Raw genomic sequence first — 18,563 nt, forward strand, 5'->3', positions numbered from 1 at the left:
TTAGAGGAATTGCCACAAGATACGATAAGCTAAAACGTAACTATCAAAGCGCTGTTGCTTTAGCTTGTATATTTATATGGTTGCCTCTTTAGCTCAATTTATCGGCTGTAAATGTCAACACACCCTATTATATCTGAACAAGCTTTTCTCACATTTTTTGACAAATAAACAGAAAATTATGATTTAAACAAAGCCGATATCTTAGGTAAGCTACTTCGTGACTTATATATTGATATTTAAAATAAAGAGGGAATTTGTGGCATGCAATTTAAACCATTGGCACATAGCGGAATTTTAGTTCCAGAAATTTGTTTAGGCACTATGACGTTTGGTGAACAAAACACCCAAGCAGAAGCTTTCGAGCAACTGGATTATGCTTTAGAGCGTGGTCTTAACTTTTGGGATACTGCAGAAATGTATCCTGTCCCACCGAAACCTGAAACCCAAGGTTCAACTGAAACTATTATAGGTAACTGGATTGCAGCTCGCGGTGGACGTGATAAATTAATCTTAGCTTCAAAAATTGCAGGACCGTCACAAGGCGGTAGTCATATTCGTGACGGGCAAACCAAATTTATTGCTTCGGAAATTGAGTCTGCTCTAGATCAATCTCTTCTTCGCTTACAGACAGATTATCTTGACTTATACCAACTTCATTGGCCGCAACGTCCAACTAACTTTTTTGGTAAATTGGGTTATGGCAATGCCGAAGCGAACAATACGCAAACTATTACCAATTTAGAAGAAACATTGGTTGCTTTAAGTCATGAAGTGAAAAAAGGTCGAATTCGCTCAATTGGACTATCTAATGAAACGCCATGGGGAACTTTAAAATTCCTACAACTTGCAGAAAAGCATGGTTTAGAAAAAATTGTCAGTGTGCAAAATCCATATAGTTTATTGAACCGTACTTATGAAATCGGTTTATCTGAAATTGCACACTACGAAGGCGTGGGCTTATTGGCATATTCACCTTTAGCATTTGGTTATCTAACAGGTAAATTCCGTCATGGTGCACGTCCTGCCAATGCTCGAGTGACACTATTTTCACGCTTCAGCCGCTATTCAAATGCGGAGAGTGAATGGGCAACAGAACAATATGCACAATTGGCTGAACAGCATGGTTTAACGTTGACACAGTTAGCACTAGCATTTATTAAGCAGCAATTTTTTGTCACCAGTACAATTATTGGTGCGACAAATCTAGATCAGTTGAAAGAAAATATTGATGCTTTTGAGGTGAATTTATCAGAAGACATTTTAAAAGGGATTGAAGCTATTCATCGCCAACAGCCAAATCCTGCACCTTAAGCTGAACTTTTTAGTGGATTAAGCAAAAGCCTGCATGTAAATGTGGGCTTTTTTGACATTTGTATTATTTAAGCAAATGGAAAATCATTGAATTTTATTGTCAGAAAGTCAGTTGAGTTGACAAGAAAATTGCCTAAAAATACATATGTATTTAAACAATATAATAAAGTACTAAATTCTTCAATAAATGACTTGAAAAGTATTCTATTTATACCAATATTATAATTGAGATTTATCTTTATCTTAAAATTAACTCATTGAAAAATATTTGAAAAATGTATTTGAAATTTTAAATATGACTCCCATATATGCTTCAAGTACAGAATTTGTTGTGAGGAATAACAAGAATGCGATTCGAAAAATTCACAAACCGTTTGCAGCAAGCATTATCCGATGCCCAATCTTTAGCAATGGGGAAAGACCATACAGCCATTGAAGGAATCCATATTCTTTCGACATTGCTTGAAGAGCCTTCGAACCAAAGCTTGTTACAACAGGCAGGTGCTAATCTTCCTGAGTTAAAAACCAAACTTCAGCAAGCCCTACAGGATACCGCCACCATTGCTACGCCGACAGGGGACATCAACCTAAATCCTGAAGCAGTCAAAGCGCTAAATTTAGCCGATAGTTTTGCGCAAAAAGCTGGAGATGAGTTTCTTTCTACAGATTGGGTGATTCTCGGTTTAGCTGAAACGGGTAAAACCAAAACCTTATTAAATAGTGTAGGCGTAACGACAGATAAATTACGTAGTGCAATTGAACAAATACGAGGCGGTGAACAAGTCATGAGTAATAACCACGAAGATCAACGTGATTCACTCAACAAATATACCTTAGACCTCAATGCACGTGCATTAGAAGGTAAGCTAGATCCGGTCATTGGTCGTGACGAAGAGATTCGCCGTACCATTCAGGTTTTATCACGCCGTAGTAAAAACAACCCCGTACTGATTGGTGAGCCGGGTGTGGGTAAAACTGCAATCGTTGAGGGCTTAGCACAGCGTATCGTCAATGGCGAAGTTCCTGAAAGTCTGAAAGGTAAACGTGTACTTTCACTCGACCTTGGTTCATTGCTTGCAGGTGCAAAATACCGTGGTGAATTTGAAGAACGTCTTAAAGCAGTTCTAAAAGATTTGGCCAAATATGATGGCGAGATCATTCTCTTCATTGACGAATTACATACGCTTGTTGGCGCAGGTAAAGGTGATGGTGCAATGGATGCAGGGAATATGCTTAAACCTGCGTTGGCACGTGGCGAACTTCGCTGTGTAGGTGCAACCACCTTAGATGAGTACCGTCAATATATCGAAAAGGATGCGGCATTAGAACGCCGTTTCCAAAAAGTGATTGTTGATGAACCGAGCGTGGAAGACACCATTGCGATTTTACGTGGTCTAAAAGACAAATATGCAACCCATCATGGTGTGCAAATTTTAGACTCTGCAATTATTGCTGCGGCAAAAATGTCGCACCGTTACATCACAGACCGTCAGTTGCCAGATAAAGCCATTGATTTGATTGATGAAGCAGCATCACGAATCAAAATGGAAATTGACTCTAAACCAGAGCCACTTGATCGTTTAGACCGCCGTTTAATTCAGTTAAAAATGCAACTTGAAGCCGTAAAAAAAGATGCGGATTCGGTGTCGAAGGCTGAAGTTGAGCATTTGGAGAAACAAATTGCTGAAGTTCAAAAAGAATATAGCGATTTGGAAGAAGTGTGGATTGCGGAAAAACGTCTGGTTGACGGAACGAATCAAGCTCAAATTGAGTTAGATAAAGCACGTACTGCCTTTGAAAAAGCACAACGTGAAGGTGATTTAGCAGAAGCGAGCCGTTTGCAATATGGAGTCATTCCTGAGTTGCAAAAACGCTTGAATGAAGAAGAAATTGCGGAGGTGAATGAAGAGCCGAAACTGATTCGTACCAAAGTCACTGAAAATGAAATCGCTGAAGTGGTAAGTGCAGCTACAGGTATTCCTGTTGCAAAAATGCTACAAGGTGAACGTGAAAAACTCTTACACATGGAAGAGTTCTTACATAACCGTGTAGTCGGTCAAGATGAAGCGGTCGTAGCAGTATCAAATGCGGTGCGTCGTTCTCGTGCAGGATTATCCGATCCAAACCGCCCAAGTGGTTCATTCTTATTCCTTGGGCCAACAGGTGTAGGTAAAACTGAGTTAACCAAAGCTCTAGGTAACTTCTTATTTGACAGTGATGATGCGATTATTCGTATCGACATGTCAGAGTTTATGGAAAAGCATTCGGTGAGCCGTTTGGTAGGTGCGCCTCCGGGCTATGTGGGTTATGAAGAAGGCGGTGTATTAACCGAGGCTGTACGTCGTAAACCTTATAGTGTGGTGTTGTTTGATGAGGTTGAAAAAGCACATCCAGACGTCTTTAACATCTTGCTTCAAGTGTTGGATGATGGTCGACTAACAGACTCACAAGGTCGTGTGATTGATTTCAAAAACACCGTGATTGTGATGACCTCGAACTTAGGTTCAACCGATGTTCGTGAATTAGGTGAAAACCCGTCGAAAGACGAAGTTCGTGCTGTGGTGATGGCTGCTGTCTCGGAACATTTCCGTCCAGAATTTGTGAACCGAATTGATGAGTTGGTGGTTTTCCACTCTTTACAAAAAGCGCAAATTCGCGGCATTGCAGATATTCAGTTGGATCGCTTACGTTCACGTTTGGCAGACAAAGACATGAGCTTGGCAGTTGAAGATAGTGCCTTTGAATTGCTTATTGATGCTGGTTTTGACCCTGTGTATGGTGCACGTCCTCTGAAACGTGCTATCCAACAACAAGTTGAAAATACACTAGCACAGAAAATCTTGTCAGGTGCATTCCAACCGGGCGATACGATTGTCGTTCAAGCGGAAGGAGATCACCTAAGTTTTGACAAGATGAAACTTAACTAAAAAGCACAAATCTGCTACATCCAGTTGTAAAAACAGAAACCCGGTTTAGGCCGGGTTTTTTTTATTTTACGCTTGTCGTAATTTTCGTTTAAATACGTAAAGTTGATTGTATTTCATCATTTTCACCCACTAATATGACGTCCGCACACATCCAACGAGATGACTGTGTTCTGTAAAACAAAAACAATATCGCTCGTTCATCATGAATGAATGGCAACAGGGAATTATGATTATGATGGAATTTAAACTGCTTAGGCAGATCAAAAAAGAACCTTATAGTTTATATAAACGTACTGGTGACATCACTGTTCAAGAACTCAAACGAATGTATGGTATTTACCAAAAGTATTATGCCAATACCCGTTATGAAATTTTTGAACGCGACTTCTTAGAAAAAACCGGTGTTTTTTTTATTATTGAACCGAAAAATAATCAAATTGTCGGATTCTCGACGGTTATGGAGCGTGACTTTGTTGTTGATGGTAAAGCCCGACATGCTTTTTTCAGTGGTGATACGATTATTGAGAAAGAGTACTGGGGGAATCGTGCATTAACCCGAGCAATGTTCCGTTATATTATTAGTTTTAAATTCCGTCATCCAAGAACACCTGTATATTGGATTCTAATCTCTAAAGGCTTTAAAACTTATCTGCTTTTAGCCAATAACTACTACAGCTACTATCCACACTATGGTGAGAAAAATGCTCATCTCAAAGACTTTGTCGAATCGTACTGTAAAGAATATTTCTCAGAATACTATAACCATGAAACAGGTTTGCTAAATTTTGGCGAAGACTACCAGCCACTCAAAGCAGATGTTGCGCCTATCACCCATGAGATGCGCGAAAACAATACCAAGATTGCTTTTTTTGAAGATAAGAACCCAACGTGGGTCGATGGAACTGAACTTCCATGCATTGGTGAATTACGTTGGAGCGATTTATACCGTTATGTAAATCGATTCTTAACCAAGACCACCAGTGTGAGTAAACATGACAGCAAGTTACGTTATAAGTCACGTACATTGCATATTGCGACAGGTTCAGACTCGAAGGTGGCCTAATGGGATTGCTTCTCACCACAGCACATCAAGTCTTGAATATTGCCTGCCGTAAAGCATTTCAACGCTATACACAGCAGGCACATCAGTTGGAAAATGTGCAACGTAAAAAATTAAGTCATTTTTTAAAGCAGCACATTTCGCAAAATTTAAGTTATGAGCAATTTGCCAAAAAATATCCGCTTTCGCGTTATAGCAATTGGAAAAGCCAAATTGAACAATCCAGACAAAGTGGCAAAAATTGTTTGGGGCCTGAAAAAATTGTCCGTTTTCAACCCACCAGTGGGTCGAGTGAAGCAATTAAATTCATTCCCTATACTCAGGCTTTTTTAGATGAATTGGATGAAGCTATTGGGTTATGGCTCACCAATTTATACCGAACTCATCCACAACTGAAGAATTCAACGCATTATTGGTCGGTTTCATGGTTGCCTGAAAGCCAGCGAAAGCTTTTAGAAAATAGTAATTTGAATGATGATAGTGCGCTCCTTAATCTGTCGAAGCGAGTGCTGAGTAAAATTACCCAGTCGGTACCGACTGAAATTGCGATGGCAAGTTCAGCCGAAGATGCCATGTTTGCAACTGCGGTGTATCTCGTTGCAGATAAGCATTTAGGCATGATTTCGGTATGGAGTCCTACATTTGCTTTGCAATTGTTGGATATCATTCAAGAACATCAAGCTGAAATTGTGCAGGTCTTGAAAACTGGACAATGGCAACGTGAGGGATTGAGTTTTCTGCAAGTTCCTAAATCTTGTCAACAATGCTATCGCTTACAAGACTTGGATTTGACCCAAGCATCGGCGTGGAAAAAACTGTGGCCTAAACTCAGTCTGGTTTCGAGTTGGGATACAGCGAGCGCAGAGCAGTGGGCAGTACAACTCCAGCAACGAATTGCAGGTGTGGCATTTGAAGGTAAAGGTTTATGGGCAACTGAAGGCGTAGTGACGATTCCATTTGCAGAGCGTTTTACCTTAAGTTATCAGTCACATTTTTATGAATTTATTTTGCAGGACAGCCAAATAGTGGTGCCATCTTGGCAACTGAAAATAGGCGATATCGCTAGTCCTGTGATCACGACAGGTTCAGGATTAATTCGTTATGTGATTGATGATGAATTAGAAGTCACCGACTTTTATCAGCAAGTGCCATGTTTTAAATTTTTAGGTCGAAAAATGACGGTTGATTTGGTCGGAGAAAAGCTCGACCACAATGCAGCAGTTAAAGTCCTTGCAGAGTTTAAACAAGCGGATTATTTGCCGATTAGTATCTTGGGTATTGAACAATGTTCGGTTAAAAAACCACACTATATTTTACTCAGTGAAGGCAATGTAGATAAACAACCATCCGCTCAAGCACTAGACCGTTTGCTTAAACATAATTTTCATTATGAATTGGCACGCGATCTAGGGCAGTTGGATGAACCTGAAGTGGTACATGTACAAGATGCTTGGGACTACTACAAAACACTAGCCATGAACAATGGCATGATTGAAGGGAATATTAAGCCTGAGCCGCTTAAGAAAATGAAAACAAAAATAATTGAGTATTGAGATGGATATCGATGTGTTAGATGCACCGTTCGACGAAACGGCGTTATATCATTCAAAGAATGAGACTAAGTTTGCGGTTCGAAATGCGACTGTCGAAGATGATGAGCAACTAATGAAAATTAGTGCAGAGACTATGCCAAGCAATGGCATCACATTATCTTATGCGCGTCACCCCAGTTATTTTGATGCCAGCCACGCACAGTATAATCGTCCAGATTTAAAAGTGGTTGTCCCTGTGGAAGATCCATCTATCGTGATTGCGATGATGAATTTGGGATGGCGTTATTGTTATATCAATGGTCAGCCTGACCTGATGCGTTATGTCGCCGATTTAAGAATGAATCCAGCGTATCGTGGTGCTAAAGTCATGCGCTTATTGATGGACTATCTCCATGATGAAATACCACAAGACACGATTTTTGAAAGTGTGGTTTTAAACGACAATATTGTCGCTGCCAGTATTTTACATCATGAAAGATCTGGATTTCCGCTGCCATATTTTTATGATGAAATTCGAACCTTTACCGTTTCACAGGCAGTGAAACCAAAAACTTTCAATCAATATCAATTTAAAACCCTGACTGCTGAACGTGTAGATGAAGCGAATGATTTCATTTTAAAAATGAAAGACCATTATAATTTTTTACCTAGCTATGATTTTAATGCTTTGGTAGATGGTCAAAATCCATTTTGGGCAGGCTTAAATCTAGATGACTTCTATTTGATTTACGATCAGCACAATCAGTTGGTTGGACTTTATGGCTTATGGAATCAAAAAAGTTTTAAACAAACTCGAGTGATCGATTATTCAAGGTCATTAAAGTTGATGAAACCTTTTTATAATGCCTATGCCAGTGTGCGTGGTGTTTTATCACTGCCAAAAATTCATGGAACCTTTGATTATTTAATGTTGCATAGTCCGCTATGTCATCCTGAACATCTGGACGTATTTGCAAGTTTGATTTTTCATGCAAAACAGCAGACAAAGCAACGTGGTAAAGAAACCTATTGTATTACTTTGGCAGAGAAGGACCCGCGTATTGAGTGGATGAAAAATACGACCTCACATGTGTTAAAAGCCAAGCACTATTTTCATAGTTTTAAAGGCAATCCATACGCTGCTTTTGATCGTAAACGTATCAGTTATTTTGAAGTTGGGCGTATATAGATGAAGTGATAATGATCAAAAAATCAATTAAAACTGCCAAATCAATCATTTAAAATCATTCTAATTGTGTACTTATGTAACTGAGTTCTTCAGTATACTGCGCAAAGAATAATCAGAATGAGAAAGACATGTCAAAATTGATGTGGGGAATTGGCAGTTTAGCGGTGCTTTCAGCAGCTGTGGTGGGAGGGAATTTATATGCAGATAAATCTCTTGCCCAATTTTATACACAGAATAATTGGTCCGCAGCCGTACAAGATGTTGATGTGAAGTACAGCAATTATCAAATGGGCTTGATGGGTGGAACGGTCGATTGGGTATTAACCCTGAAAACAGACCCGTGTAAACCCAAAGAAGTGATTGTCTTGAAAGGTACCGATCAGATTCAACGTGGGTTGAAAGGCTATAACATCAACTCGAATTTTAAGATTGTTCAACAACAAAGTACGTCTGAATATGCCAAGCTTTTTGGTACGGACTTAACGGCAAAAACTTTGGTCAATTGGATTGGTCAAAGTAAAACAGATCTAAAGATTCCTGCATTTAAAACGACTGCACAAGGTGCAACAGTACAAGCTGATGCAAGCCAATTGCAAATTCGGATCAGTAGTTTACCGGGGCAAGTCACTAAGATATCTGAGCTTTCAATCCATTTACCTGTGGTTCGGTTGAGTGAAGGTCCAATGCAAACCATGGTGCAAAATTTTTCGATGAAGACCAATCAAGGTCTAAATCAGAAAAATCTTGAAAATGGCTTTGTTGAAATCCAAGCGGGTTCTATCAAACGTTTAGATCAAAAGTTCTCAGGCGGCATGCGTGGTATGCAACTGCGTTGGGAGACCGAACTAAATAAACATGATGTGGACTTTGAAGGCTACTTAAAAGCTGATGAGATGGATTTCCCAGGTTCACCAGTCACCAAAGATTTCGCACTAAATTTGGCATTACATAAAGTCAATCTAGATAAAGTTCGTGCATTTAGTGAACTTTTGCATCAGGTGGAAAATTCATGCGATGCAGTGAGTGAATCAAGTGAAGAAATGACTCAAGCTTTCTTAGCTATCGCAAGCCAAGGTTTTGATTTTGAGTCTAAAGATAACTCGATCAGTATTGGTGGAGGTAAAGCCTCTGCAAATGTCGTGGGGAAAGTCATGCCGGGTCACCATGCCTCAATGGAGTCTTTTATTAAAATGGTGCCGAGCTTACTGGATTTTCAAGCAGACTTAAGTTTTGATAAAAATATGATGACTGCAATCATGAATAACTTTTTGCAATTACAGGGCAAAAGTTTGTCAGGACAGGAAGCTGAAGCCATGTTTGCTGGTTTTGAAACATCAGGGCAAGGCAAGCGCGATGGCGATAACATGGTCATGAGTATGCAATATAAGTTCGGTCAAAAGCTTTTTGGTCAAGCCATACAAAAGAAATAAGCAACCAGTAGTGAGTAGTTAAGTTTAAAAAATATAAAACCGTCATAGATTGGCGGTTTTGTATTTTTGGCTACAGAATTATGATTTTCAGTTTATCGGAACACAGCGGCCTAGCCATTGTTGAACAGTTGAAAAGTTGCTAGCGTCAATGGGCAACTAGCCAATGAAAACAACAATAGGAAAGACACCATGTCACACGATTATTTTTTTAGACGGAAACTTGTTCATTCATCCATGCCTAAATGTTCTTGGGTAAAACACAGTCTTGTTAGTAGCATTTTTTTAATCGCTGTTCAGTCTACAGCTTTTGCGGGTACTTCAATTTCAGATCAACGCTTGTCGAATGAAACGCAAGGGAAAAAAAGTTTAGTGAAGAAACCTTAGATATTATTGAGAGTGAAGCAGCTAAACCCAAAGAAGAGCAGCAGAAAAATTCAAATCATAAATCTAATCGTAATAATAAGATCATTCAAGAGACGCAGCTTGAAGGCTCAACCATCAGTGATTATTTGCTTCAAAAGAAAAGGGCAGCGGATCAGGTCGGGTTAATACAATCTCCAGAAGTCGCACCGATTAACCGTATTGTGCTGCAAGAGCGACATGAAAATATTCGAGTAACGTATCCAGATGGAGTCGTGGTTGAAATGAAGCACTGACGTGCTTCATTTCATAGATCAGGAATTTCTAAAGTCAAACCTTAGATTTGTGGATGAGTGATTTTCCATGCACGGTGAATTTTGGTATTACGTTTAAAGTCTAGGCCAATGGTTTCATTGCTGATTTCTTCAACGTCAAACATTGCCATGATCACATCGTCCATCTCAAAACCACGGTAGTTGTTTGAGAAGTAAAGCGTTCCGTCAGTGGTTAAACGGTTCATGGCACGTTTAAGCAAAGACATATGGTCGCGTTGGACATCAAACGTACCATAGAACTTTTTAGAGTTAGAGAATGTTGGTGGGTCAATAAAGATCAGGTCATATTGCTCGTGACCTTCTTTCAACCATTCAAAACAGTCGCTAGAGAAGAACTGATGTTGTTCATCTGCATGATCTACTGTCAAACCATTCAGTACAAAGTTCTCTTTAGACCAGTTTAGGTAGGTATTTGACAAATCGACACTGGTCGTACTTGCTGCACCGCCAAGCGCTGCATGTAAGCTCGCTGTAGAGGTATAGCTATATAAGTTCAGGAAGTGTTTACCTTTGGCTTCTTTGGCAATACGTAGACGCATTTGACGATGGTCAAGGAACAAACCTGTATCGAGGTAGTCTGTTAGGTTCACCAAAATCTTTGCTTTGCCTTCTTGAACGATAAAACGTTTAGACGCGGTACTTTGTTTGGTGTACTGATTTTTACCTTCTTGGCGGGCACGTGTTTTAATGAAAATCGCATCACGACCTAAGCCTGTCACTGCACGAATCGCTTGAAGTGCTAAGTTAAAGCGTTTTTTGGCTTTTTCCGGGTCAATTTTTTTCGGTGGTGCGTATTCTTGTACGTGTAAACGATCACCATACAAATCTACCGCGACATTAAAGTCTGGCAAATCGGCATCATATAAACGTAGACAGAAAATATTTTCTTTAACTGCCCATTTTTTAAGATTCTGCATGTTTTTTTGCAGACGGTTAGTAAAGTCTTCTGCACCTTCAATTCTTTCAAATTGTTGAGGTTCCCAATGCTCGAGGAAAGGCTTTTGAACTGCCGCAGGTTTGACTGTACCAAAACGGACGTAAATTGGCAGCTTACCATTCATCAAACGTAAAATTTGTGGATCATTAAAGGCAAGGACATCGGCCTGTTCAACTTGTGCTGCAATGATCGCAGCAGACTGATTCGGAAAGTTTTTTTGTAATAATGCTGATAGACCTAAATACAGTGCGCGGTTAGAGGCTTTATCACCTAAACGCTCGCCGTATGGAGGGTTGGTGACAACAAAGCTTTTCTTACCCGTCGCTTGGAAATCTGGCCAGTCCGCAAGTGTACGTTCTTCAATTTTAATTTGATCAAGTACAGATTCGAAACCTGCAGCGATAATATTTTGTTTGGTTGCTTTTACTGCTTCCCAGTCTGCATCAAATGCATAGAATTGTGGGAGAGGGTTTTCAAGTGCGGCTTTATGACGTTCAGCAGCTTCGCCTTTGATCGACATCCAAAGTTCATGGTCATGACCATTCCAACCATTAAAACCAAAACGACGAACAAGACCCGGCGCGCGGTCTGTCAAAATCATTAAAGATTCAATGATAAAGGTCCCTGAACCACACATTGGGTCCAAGATAATATCGGGTTGATGCTGTTTAAGTTTTGCTTTCTGTAAGATGGCAGCCGCTAGGTTTTCTTTAATCGGTGCATCTGTCATATAGCGACGGTAGCCGCGTTTATGTAGAGAATCACCTGATAAATCTAAGCAATAAGTATGTTCAGTTTTGCCAGCTAATACATACAACGTAATTTCAGGTTGCTTAATGTCAATGCTTGGACGTTTGCCCACAGCTTCCATAAAGGAATCGACCACACCATCTTTGACACGTAAAGTTGCGAACTGAGAATTGACTTTAATGTCACGTTCGATGTGTAAACGAACAGCAAATGTACTTTGTGGTGCAAAAATAAGTGACCAGTCAAAGTTTATTGCACCTTCATAGAGCTCTTCCGCTACATCACGTGCATCATGCGTGAACTCTAATTCATGTGTATGAATCGGGGTGAGTACACGAGAAGCCAAACGTGACCACATGCAAATACGATATGCATCTTCAAGTGTGCCTTTGAATACAAGACGACCCGGGAACTGTTCAATATTTTGAACACCTAAACCTTCAATTTCCTCGCGGAGTAAGGTTTCCAGTCCATCTGCACAGGTAACCCAATATGTAGAAAGACGCGGTTTCGAATTCATGTAAATTTCCAAAGGCAAAAAAGCAATCGCATATTTTAACGTATTTTCGTGGATTTGGGCGGACGATATTGCGCTGAAACGGGAGAAATATCGGTAGATTTGAATGACTTTATCAAATTTATTCTGTGTACATTGTGAGAAATATCACTTAATGGTACAAAAATTGCTATAACCCTGATCAAAATTCGATCTTTATAATATTGATATCATTAGGGGTATTTATGACAGGGCTGGCAATCAATAGTCAATCAAACGCATTTTCAATTGCAACTTTAATCTATGCGCGCTTACGTCGTGTGTCAGGTCGGGTTATTGACGCATTATATGTGGTTGAGAATGTCGAATACGCACGCTTTGTTTCTAACTTGGCTTTGGAAACGGCCGATCCTGAATTATCTCGTTTGGTTGCGCGGCTTTACAGCGAGTTGAATTTGCATGAAGCTGCCGTTTCTGAAGCAGAGGAACTGACGGACAGTTCAGTACAGCCTGAAACGGCAGAAATATTAATGAGCGAACCGACTGCGGAAGACATCTGTAAAGCACAGGTTGCACATCGTTATATTGGCGCATTGCGTTAATTCAATCCCGCTGTGAGCAGCAGCATAAATTTCCTGCTGCACACCGCCTGAAGTATCAACCATCTTTCCATGTTTCAAGAGCTGTTGAACTGTGCAGAAGGCGGTTGTTCATAGCTGAACTTTATCTGTTTGAAAGTATTCAATTCAATCAAAAATAAGGACAGATAGAAGTCCTGTTTGAAGGCTTTTTGAAAGGGGGAAAGGTGAAGTTTAAATTAAAACGTTTAATTTATCTAATTGAAATGATAGATAGGAATTTGAAAATTCATTTTGAATAACATCATGAGTTTGCATTGAACGTTGAAAACTTCAACTGCCATTTGCCAAGATTCTCTGTATAATGCGTTAACTTAACGATAAGGAATCTCTCATGCACTTGGCGGCATTGCATACACCGAGCCAGATTCAACTCAACCAAGATGGTAACTTAAAACATTTCCTCACCATCGAAGGCCTTTCTAAAGAAACTCTCACAAAAATATTGGACACTGCACAGTCCTTTTTTAATGACCAAAATCAGCTGATTACCAATAACCTTTTAGAAGGTCGTACGGTGATGAACCTGTTTTTTGAAAATTCAACACGTACCCGAACCACTTTTGAAGCGGCAGCAAAACGTCTGTCTGCAAACGTATTGAACATTGATATTGCACGTTCAAGTACATCAAAAGGCGAGACACTGCGTGATACCTTGTGGAATTTAGAAGCGATGGCGACCGACATTTTTGTGGTTCGTCATTCATCGTCAGGCGCGCCGCACTTTATTGCCAAAGATGTTTGTCCGCATGTGGCAATCATTAATGCAGGCGATGGCCGTCATGCGCATCCTACGCAAGCCATGCTGGATATGTTGACGATTCGCCGTGAAACCAAAAAGAATTTTGAAGATATTTCCATTGCCATTATTGGCGATATTAAGCATTCACGTGTTGCCCGCTCAGATGTCGCTGCATTGCAAACGTTGGGCTGTAAAGACATTCGTGTCATTGCGCCAAATACTTTGCTGCCTTACGGTTTTGATGATTATGGCGAAGGCATTCGTCTGTTCAACAATATGGAAGCCGGCATTCAAGACTGCGACGTGATTATTACTTTACGTATTCAAAATGAACGTATTGATTCTCCTGCGCTGTCATCTCAAGCCGAATTCTACAAAATGTACGGTTTGAATAAAGAGCGTTTGGCTTTGGCAAAACCTGACTGCATCGTGATGCATCCGGGACCAATGAACCGTGGTGTTGAAATTGACTCGAGTATTGCCGATGGTGCTCAGTCGGTGATTTTACATCAGGTGACCAACGGTATTGCGGTGCGTATGGCGGTACTGGCTTTGGCAATGCAAGGTCAGTTGCAAGAAAAAGGTTTAATTGAAGCGATTGCGGTTTAAGGGATAGTCATGAGTATTGTTAAAGTTGAAAATGTACGTGTCTTAGATCCAATTAATCAAACTGACAGCGTACAGACGGTTTATATTGAAAATGGCCGATTGGTTGCCGATAGCAATGCCGCTGAAACCATTGATGGTCAAGGCAAATGGCTGATGCCAAGTATGGTTGATCTCTGTGCGCGTTTGCGTGAGCCGGGTCAGCAGCAGCATGGCACTTTAAAGTCAGAAGGTAAGGCTGCGCGTGCGAATGGTATTTTGCATGTGTTTACCCCGCCAGACTCTAAACCGATTGTGCAGGACAATGGCGCATTGATTCATGGCCTGGTGGAAAAAGCCATGCTGGACGGCGGCATTTATCTGCAGGTGATTGGCGCGCAAACTCAAGGTTTGTTAGGCAAGCAGCCGGCGAATATGGCAGGTTTGAAAAAAGGTGGCTGTACTGCGGTATCGAATGCCAATGCGCCATTTATGGACGATGATGTAGTGATTCGCACCTTGGAATATGCTGCGGGTCTGAACATGACCGTTGTGTTCTATGCCGAAGAGCCGCAGATTGCCAAAGATGGCTGTGTGCATGAAGGTTTTGTCGCATCTCGTCAAGGTTTGCCGATGATTCCTGCATTGGCGGAAACCGTAGCCATTGCAAAATACTTATTGATGATTGAAGCTACTAAAGTGCGTGCGCACTTTGGTCTGTTGTCATCAGGCGCATCCGTTGAATTGATTAAACAGGGCAAAGCGAAAGGTTTGCCGGTCACTTGCGATGTAGCCATGCACCAATTGCATTTAACGGATCAGTTGATTGACGGCTTTAATTCACTTGCGCATGTTCGTCCGCCGCTGCGTTCTGAGCAAGATAAAGACTTGCTCCGCCAAGCAGTGAAAGACGGTGTGATTGATGCGATCTGTACGCATCATGAGCCGCTGAGCAGCTCTGCGAAAATGGCGCCTTTTGCTGAAACACAACCTGGTTTTACCGCATTTGATACCTATGTACCTTTTGGTATTCAACTGATTCAAGAAGGCCTATTAAGCCCACTGGAATGGGTTGAGAAAGTTACACTCGCACCGGCAAAAGTGGCCAATATGCAACAGCGTTGGGCAGATGAAGCGGGTTGGGTACTGGTCGATCCAGAGCTTGAGTGGACTATTAATAAAGACACGATTGTATCAAATGGTAAGAACACACCATTAATTCAGCAAACGGTAAAAGGTAAAGTAGTTCACGCTTTTTATGCCGTTTAAGCGCACGCTCAACATGGAAATTTGTTGATTCTCAGAATTTTGATTAGACATTAAAAAGTCAGCTTCGGCTGGCTTTTTTAGTGAAGATTGAAATTAAAAGATTGAAAATAAAAGAAGAAATTAAAGCGTTGACAAGTCCGAACAAATTATTACATTTGATCAAAAAAATAAGCATATAAACTGAAGTACACATGAAAATAATGACAACTGCATGGAGTACAAATATGAGTATAGATTTATTAGCGCTTATTAAGCAGCACGTCTCCTCGATTGTGCTGGACGGTGATACACAACACTTAACTGAAAAAAATTCAGCCATTAGCCAGTTTGTTCCAGTCCTGTTGAATATTTTTCGATCCAAACCTGAATTTATTGATGCGTTCCAAAAACAGTTAAATCCCCGCATTGGTGATATTTTCTCAGCGAATCCCACATTAAAAGATCAATTTCTGCAACATCTGGGTGGCGGTGCAGCACCAGCGTCAGAAATAGAGCAGACCTTGAACCACACGATTGCCCCAACCTTAGGGGTGCTTGAAAATGAAGCGGGTTCATCTGATCCCGTCGCAATCACGCATTTACTCGATAATCATGCAGATAGCATTTTGGCTGCACTGCCACAATGGGCAGTACCTTTACTCGCAGGTTTAGGGATAAATACAGCAGCCGGCCGTACATTACACCAAGCGCCTGCCGTTGAACCAACACCTGTTATCGTTGAAGAAAAGCGTTCGAATTGGTTATTGCCGATTATTGCGGTGCTTATATTATTAGGTCTGATCGCATTTTGGTTTAAGTCTTGTACCAATAAAGAAGAACCAACCACCTCTGCAACAACGGTTGCACAGCCTGCGGCATCTCAGCCAGCACATTTGCAATTTAGTACCGGTGCGGATGGGCAGTTAACCAACTGTCAAATTCAAACAGGTGATTCAAATTATCTTGAAATTTTGCAGCAACAAGTCAAACAGATCTTTAACTTTAATACGGGCTGTGGTGCTTCATCTGATGCCAGTTACCATACGCAATTTATTGATCAAGATACCATTCCAACGGTTCTGCAAAAACTTAAAGGTGTGCCAAATACCACTTTAACCTGGACAGAAAATCAGTTATCAATTTTGTCGCAAAATCCTGCGGATGCTCAAAACCTTGCCAATCAAATTAAGCCTTTAGCAAAAAATATGACGGTATTGGTTCAAGAAGGTGTGAGTGAACAAACTGCTGTAGATAACAGTATTACCGATGCACAAAAAGCACTAGCGAGCATTAACCCTGAACAAGTTCGTGCCCTAGATGTTGCGACTGCGCTGAATTTACAAATTATTAATTTTGCGACAGGTTCATCTGATATTCCTGATGTGAATAAATCGATTTTAGATCAGGCGGCAGCGTTAATGCAGCGTGCAACACAGGTACATCTGACTGTACAAGGTCATACCGATGCTGTGGGTAATGCAGAAGCGAATAAAACTTTATCGCAAGAGCGTGCGCAATCTGTGGTGGATTATTTGGTGTCGAAAGGCGTTGATCCTGCACAGCTTCAAGCGGTGGGCTATGGTCAAGAAAAACCCGTAGCGGATAACAGCACCAAAGAAGGTCAATTCAAAAACCGTCGTATTGAGTTTGAAGTTTTAAATACGGAGAATGGCAAAGTACGAGATGTCACCAGTGAAGGTGTGACTGAAAAGACCAATTAAAACCATACTAAATTAAATGAGATGTAAAAAATCCCTGCACATGCGGGGATTTTTCTCGTCAAAGCGCTGTAATTTTGAGTAAAATACGCGCGAAGAATAAAATCATAATGGTACTTATACAATGAAAAAAATAGTCATCACGAGCCTCATGTTGTCTGCGGCATTGATATCCGGCTGTGATAATTTTAAAAATAAAAAAGATGCTGAAGCCAAAACGGAAGCGCCTGCTTTGGAAGATTGGAGTTGTACTGCACAAGCCAATATCGACCAATTGCAAGATCACTTAAAAAACGAATATCTCAAAGAATTAAACAAAGAAATACGTCAGTCCGATTATGAAGCCGATCAGCAACTCATGGATCTGATTGTAAAAAATCTAAAATTTAAAATTCAAAATGTCACGACTTTAACTGAAGATCCTAATAAAGCCAAAACATTGGAATGTAGCAGTCAACTGTTGGTGGTTTTCCCGAAAGGATTACAAAAGCGTGCTGAAAACGCCTTTGCTGAACGACCATGTGACGAAGGCTGTGAAGAACGTGGTAATTATACTTTGAATGATTCACTCGAAGATGGTGAGTCAGGCTTAAGCATGGACAATGATCAGCTTAAAGGGAACTTTAGCTATAGCATCACTAAAACGGACAAAGATGGTTTGAGCCTAAGTGTACCGAGTCAAAATGACGTAATTGATAGCGTTGTCACAGTGACACGTCATGCGGTGCTATATGCGGCATATAGTGCTCAAAATAAGCGAGACGAAGAATCCTATCAGCAAGGGATGGAGAGTCAATCTCAACAAATGAGCCTTGCACAAAAGGCAATGGATATTCGAAAAAAAGAGCTAGATCGGGATAATGCCAAAGTGGTGGATCGTCTCAATCAGACTTGGGATCGTTTTAGTGATGAACAAAAGGCGCAGTTACAGCAAGATCAAGCGGATTGGTTTGAAAAGCGTGATATCGACTGTAAAGTGCTTGCACAAAAAAGTGTTTATTCATTAAATGAAAGTGAAAAAGAGACTTATCAAAAGCATTCGCAATACTGGGATGATGCAATGAATACGCAAAATCAAGAGTTGCAATATACCAAATGCTTTAATCAGAAAACTACAGAACGAATTGTATATTTAAATAACGTGTTTAATTGATCTAAAAGAAGAAAAGCCCTTAATTGAGTAATGCCAGTCAGTTAAGCAAATTTTAGTAAAATGTAGTAAAAATGAGTGTATGTAAATACGCTCATTTTTTTATGTCTTTATCTGAACATTTAGAATCCACTCTTGAACATTCTCTCCCATCA

The 18,563-nt window shown here is 40.5% G+C and carries 13 protein-coding genes and 1 pseudogene; 13 read left to right on the plus strand and 1 reads right to left on the minus strand.

Features of this window, described 5'->3' with window-relative positions; genetic code table 11:
• From FTU37_RS14865 to FTU37_RS14900, 8 genes and pseudogenes are all read left to right on the plus strand, one after another.
• Nucleotides 1-92 (plus strand): annotated as a pseudogene (locus FTU37_RS14865) (IS5/IS1182 family transposase); the annotation flags it as partial.
• Between the two features lie 169 nt (nucleotides 93-261).
• Nucleotides 262-1,311, plus strand: coding sequence for an NADP(H)-dependent aldo-keto reductase (locus FTU37_RS14870; protein ID WP_180115110.1), 1,050 nt, complete (start codon nucleotides 262-264; stop codon nucleotides 1,309-1,311).
• A gap of 347 nt (nucleotides 1,312-1,658) precedes the next feature.
• Entirely contained in the window at nucleotides 1,659-4,238 is a 2,580-nt protein-coding gene (gene clpB / locus FTU37_RS14875) for an ATP-dependent chaperone ClpB (RefSeq protein ID WP_168377776.1), read from the plus strand.
• Between the two features lie 226 nt (nucleotides 4,239-4,464).
• Nucleotides 4,465-5,301 carry a hypothetical protein gene (locus tag FTU37_RS14880; RefSeq protein WP_306669886.1) on the plus strand — a complete coding sequence of 279 codons (837 nt, stop codon included), beginning with the start codon at nucleotides 4,465-4,467 and terminating at the stop codon, nucleotides 5,299-5,301.
• Nucleotides 5,301-6,851 carry a GH3 auxin-responsive promoter family protein gene (locus FTU37_RS14885; RefSeq protein WP_180124584.1) on the plus strand — a complete coding sequence of 517 codons (1,551 nt, stop codon included), beginning with the start codon at nucleotides 5,301-5,303 and terminating at the stop codon, nucleotides 6,849-6,851. The genes FTU37_RS14880 and FTU37_RS14885 overlap by 1 nt, the downstream gene beginning before the upstream one ends.
• Before the next feature lies 1 nt (nucleotide 6,852).
• Nucleotides 6,853-8,019: a GNAT family N-acetyltransferase gene (locus FTU37_RS14890; protein WP_180124585.1), complete on the plus strand. Its 1,167-nt coding sequence runs from the start codon at nucleotides 6,853-6,855 to the stop codon at nucleotides 8,017-8,019.
• Between the two features lie 128 nt (nucleotides 8,020-8,147).
• Complete coding sequence (locus tag FTU37_RS14895; protein ID WP_180124586.1) at nucleotides 8,148-9,449, plus strand: DUF945 family protein; 1,302 nt, start codon at nucleotides 8,148-8,150, stop codon at nucleotides 9,447-9,449.
• 509 nt (nucleotides 9,450-9,958) lie between these two features.
• Nucleotides 9,959-10,105, plus strand: coding sequence for a hypothetical protein (locus tag FTU37_RS14900; RefSeq protein ID WP_180124587.1), 147 nt, complete (start codon nucleotides 9,959-9,961; stop codon nucleotides 10,103-10,105).
• A 41-nt stretch (nucleotides 10,106-10,146) separates the two neighbouring features.
• Here the strand turns inward: FTU37_RS14900 and rlmKL are convergent, their stop codons facing one another.
• Nucleotides 10,147-12,351 carry a bifunctional 23S rRNA (guanine(2069)-N(7))-methyltransferase RlmK/23S rRNA (guanine(2445)-N(2))-methyltransferase RlmL gene (gene rlmKL, locus FTU37_RS14905; RefSeq protein ID WP_180124588.1) on the minus strand — a complete coding sequence of 735 codons (2,205 nt, stop codon included), beginning with the start codon at nucleotides 12,349-12,351 and terminating at the stop codon, nucleotides 10,147-10,149.
• Between the two features lie 221 nt (nucleotides 12,352-12,572).
• On the opposite strand from rlmKL, the gene FTU37_RS14910 reads away from it, so the two are divergent.
• The 5 genes from FTU37_RS14910 (at nucleotide 12,573) to FTU37_RS14930 (ending at nucleotide 18,411) form a co-directional block, all read left to right on the plus strand.
• Nucleotides 12,573-12,929 carry a hypothetical protein gene (locus FTU37_RS14910; RefSeq protein ID WP_180026441.1) on the plus strand — a complete coding sequence of 119 codons (357 nt, stop codon included), beginning with the start codon at nucleotides 12,573-12,575 and terminating at the stop codon, nucleotides 12,927-12,929.
• Nucleotides 12,930-13,299: 370 nt separating this feature from the next.
• Nucleotides 13,300-14,316 carry an aspartate carbamoyltransferase catalytic subunit gene (locus FTU37_RS14915; RefSeq protein ID WP_078188620.1) on the plus strand — a complete coding sequence of 339 codons (1,017 nt, stop codon included), beginning with the start codon at nucleotides 13,300-13,302 and terminating at the stop codon, nucleotides 14,314-14,316.
• 9 nt (nucleotides 14,317-14,325) lie between these two features.
• Nucleotides 14,326-15,561, plus strand: coding sequence for a dihydroorotase (locus FTU37_RS14920; RefSeq protein WP_180124589.1), 1,236 nt, complete (start codon nucleotides 14,326-14,328; stop codon nucleotides 15,559-15,561).
• Between the two features lie 224 nt (nucleotides 15,562-15,785).
• Nucleotides 15,786-17,261: an OmpA family protein gene (locus tag FTU37_RS14925; protein WP_180124590.1), complete on the plus strand. Its 1,476-nt coding sequence runs from the start codon at nucleotides 15,786-15,788 to the stop codon at nucleotides 17,259-17,261.
• Between the two features lie 121 nt (nucleotides 17,262-17,382).
• Nucleotides 17,383-18,411, plus strand: coding sequence for a DUF1311 domain-containing protein (locus FTU37_RS14930; RefSeq protein WP_180124591.1), 1,029 nt, complete (start codon nucleotides 17,383-17,385; stop codon nucleotides 18,409-18,411).
• Nucleotides 18,412-18,563 lie beyond the last annotated feature (152 nt).

The organism is Acinetobacter sp. YH12097, assembly GCF_013419225.1.
Taxonomy (GTDB): Bacteria; Pseudomonadota; Gammaproteobacteria; order Pseudomonadales; family Moraxellaceae; genus Acinetobacter; species Acinetobacter amyesii.

Excerpts from the sequence above, each read along its gene's own strand:
- FTU37_RS14870 (WP_180115110.1), top strand. The coding sequence starts at position 262 with ATGCAATTTAAACCATTGGCACATAGCGGAATTTTAGTTCCAGAAATT.
- clpB (WP_168377776.1), top strand. The coding sequence starts at position 1,659 with ATGCGATTCGAAAAATTCACAAACCGTTTGCAGCAAGCATTATCCGAT.
- FTU37_RS14880 (WP_306669886.1), top strand. The coding sequence starts at position 4,465 with ATGATTATGATGGAATTTAAACTGCTTAGGCAGATCAAAAAAGAACCT.
- FTU37_RS14885 (WP_180124584.1), top strand. The coding sequence starts at position 5,301 with ATGGGATTGCTTCTCACCACAGCACATCAAGTCTTGAATATTGCCTGC.
- FTU37_RS14890 (WP_180124585.1), top strand. The coding sequence starts at position 6,853 with ATGGATATCGATGTGTTAGATGCACCGTTCGACGAAACGGCGTTATAT.
- FTU37_RS14895 (WP_180124586.1), top strand. The coding sequence starts at position 8,148 with ATGTCAAAATTGATGTGGGGAATTGGCAGTTTAGCGGTGCTTTCAGCA.
- rlmKL (WP_180124588.1), bottom strand. The coding sequence starts at position 12,351 with ATGAATTCGAAACCGCGTCTTTCTACATATTGGGTTACCTGTGCAGAT.
- FTU37_RS14910 (WP_180026441.1), top strand. The coding sequence starts at position 12,573 with ATGACAGGGCTGGCAATCAATAGTCAATCAAACGCATTTTCAATTGCA.
- FTU37_RS14915 (WP_078188620.1), top strand. The coding sequence starts at position 13,300 with ATGCACTTGGCGGCATTGCATACACCGAGCCAGATTCAACTCAACCAA.
- FTU37_RS14920 (WP_180124589.1), top strand. The coding sequence starts at position 14,326 with ATGAGTATTGTTAAAGTTGAAAATGTACGTGTCTTAGATCCAATTAAT.
- FTU37_RS14925 (WP_180124590.1), top strand. The coding sequence starts at position 15,786 with ATGAGTATAGATTTATTAGCGCTTATTAAGCAGCACGTCTCCTCGATT.
- FTU37_RS14930 (WP_180124591.1), top strand. The coding sequence starts at position 17,383 with ATGAAAAAAATAGTCATCACGAGCCTCATGTTGTCTGCGGCATTGATA.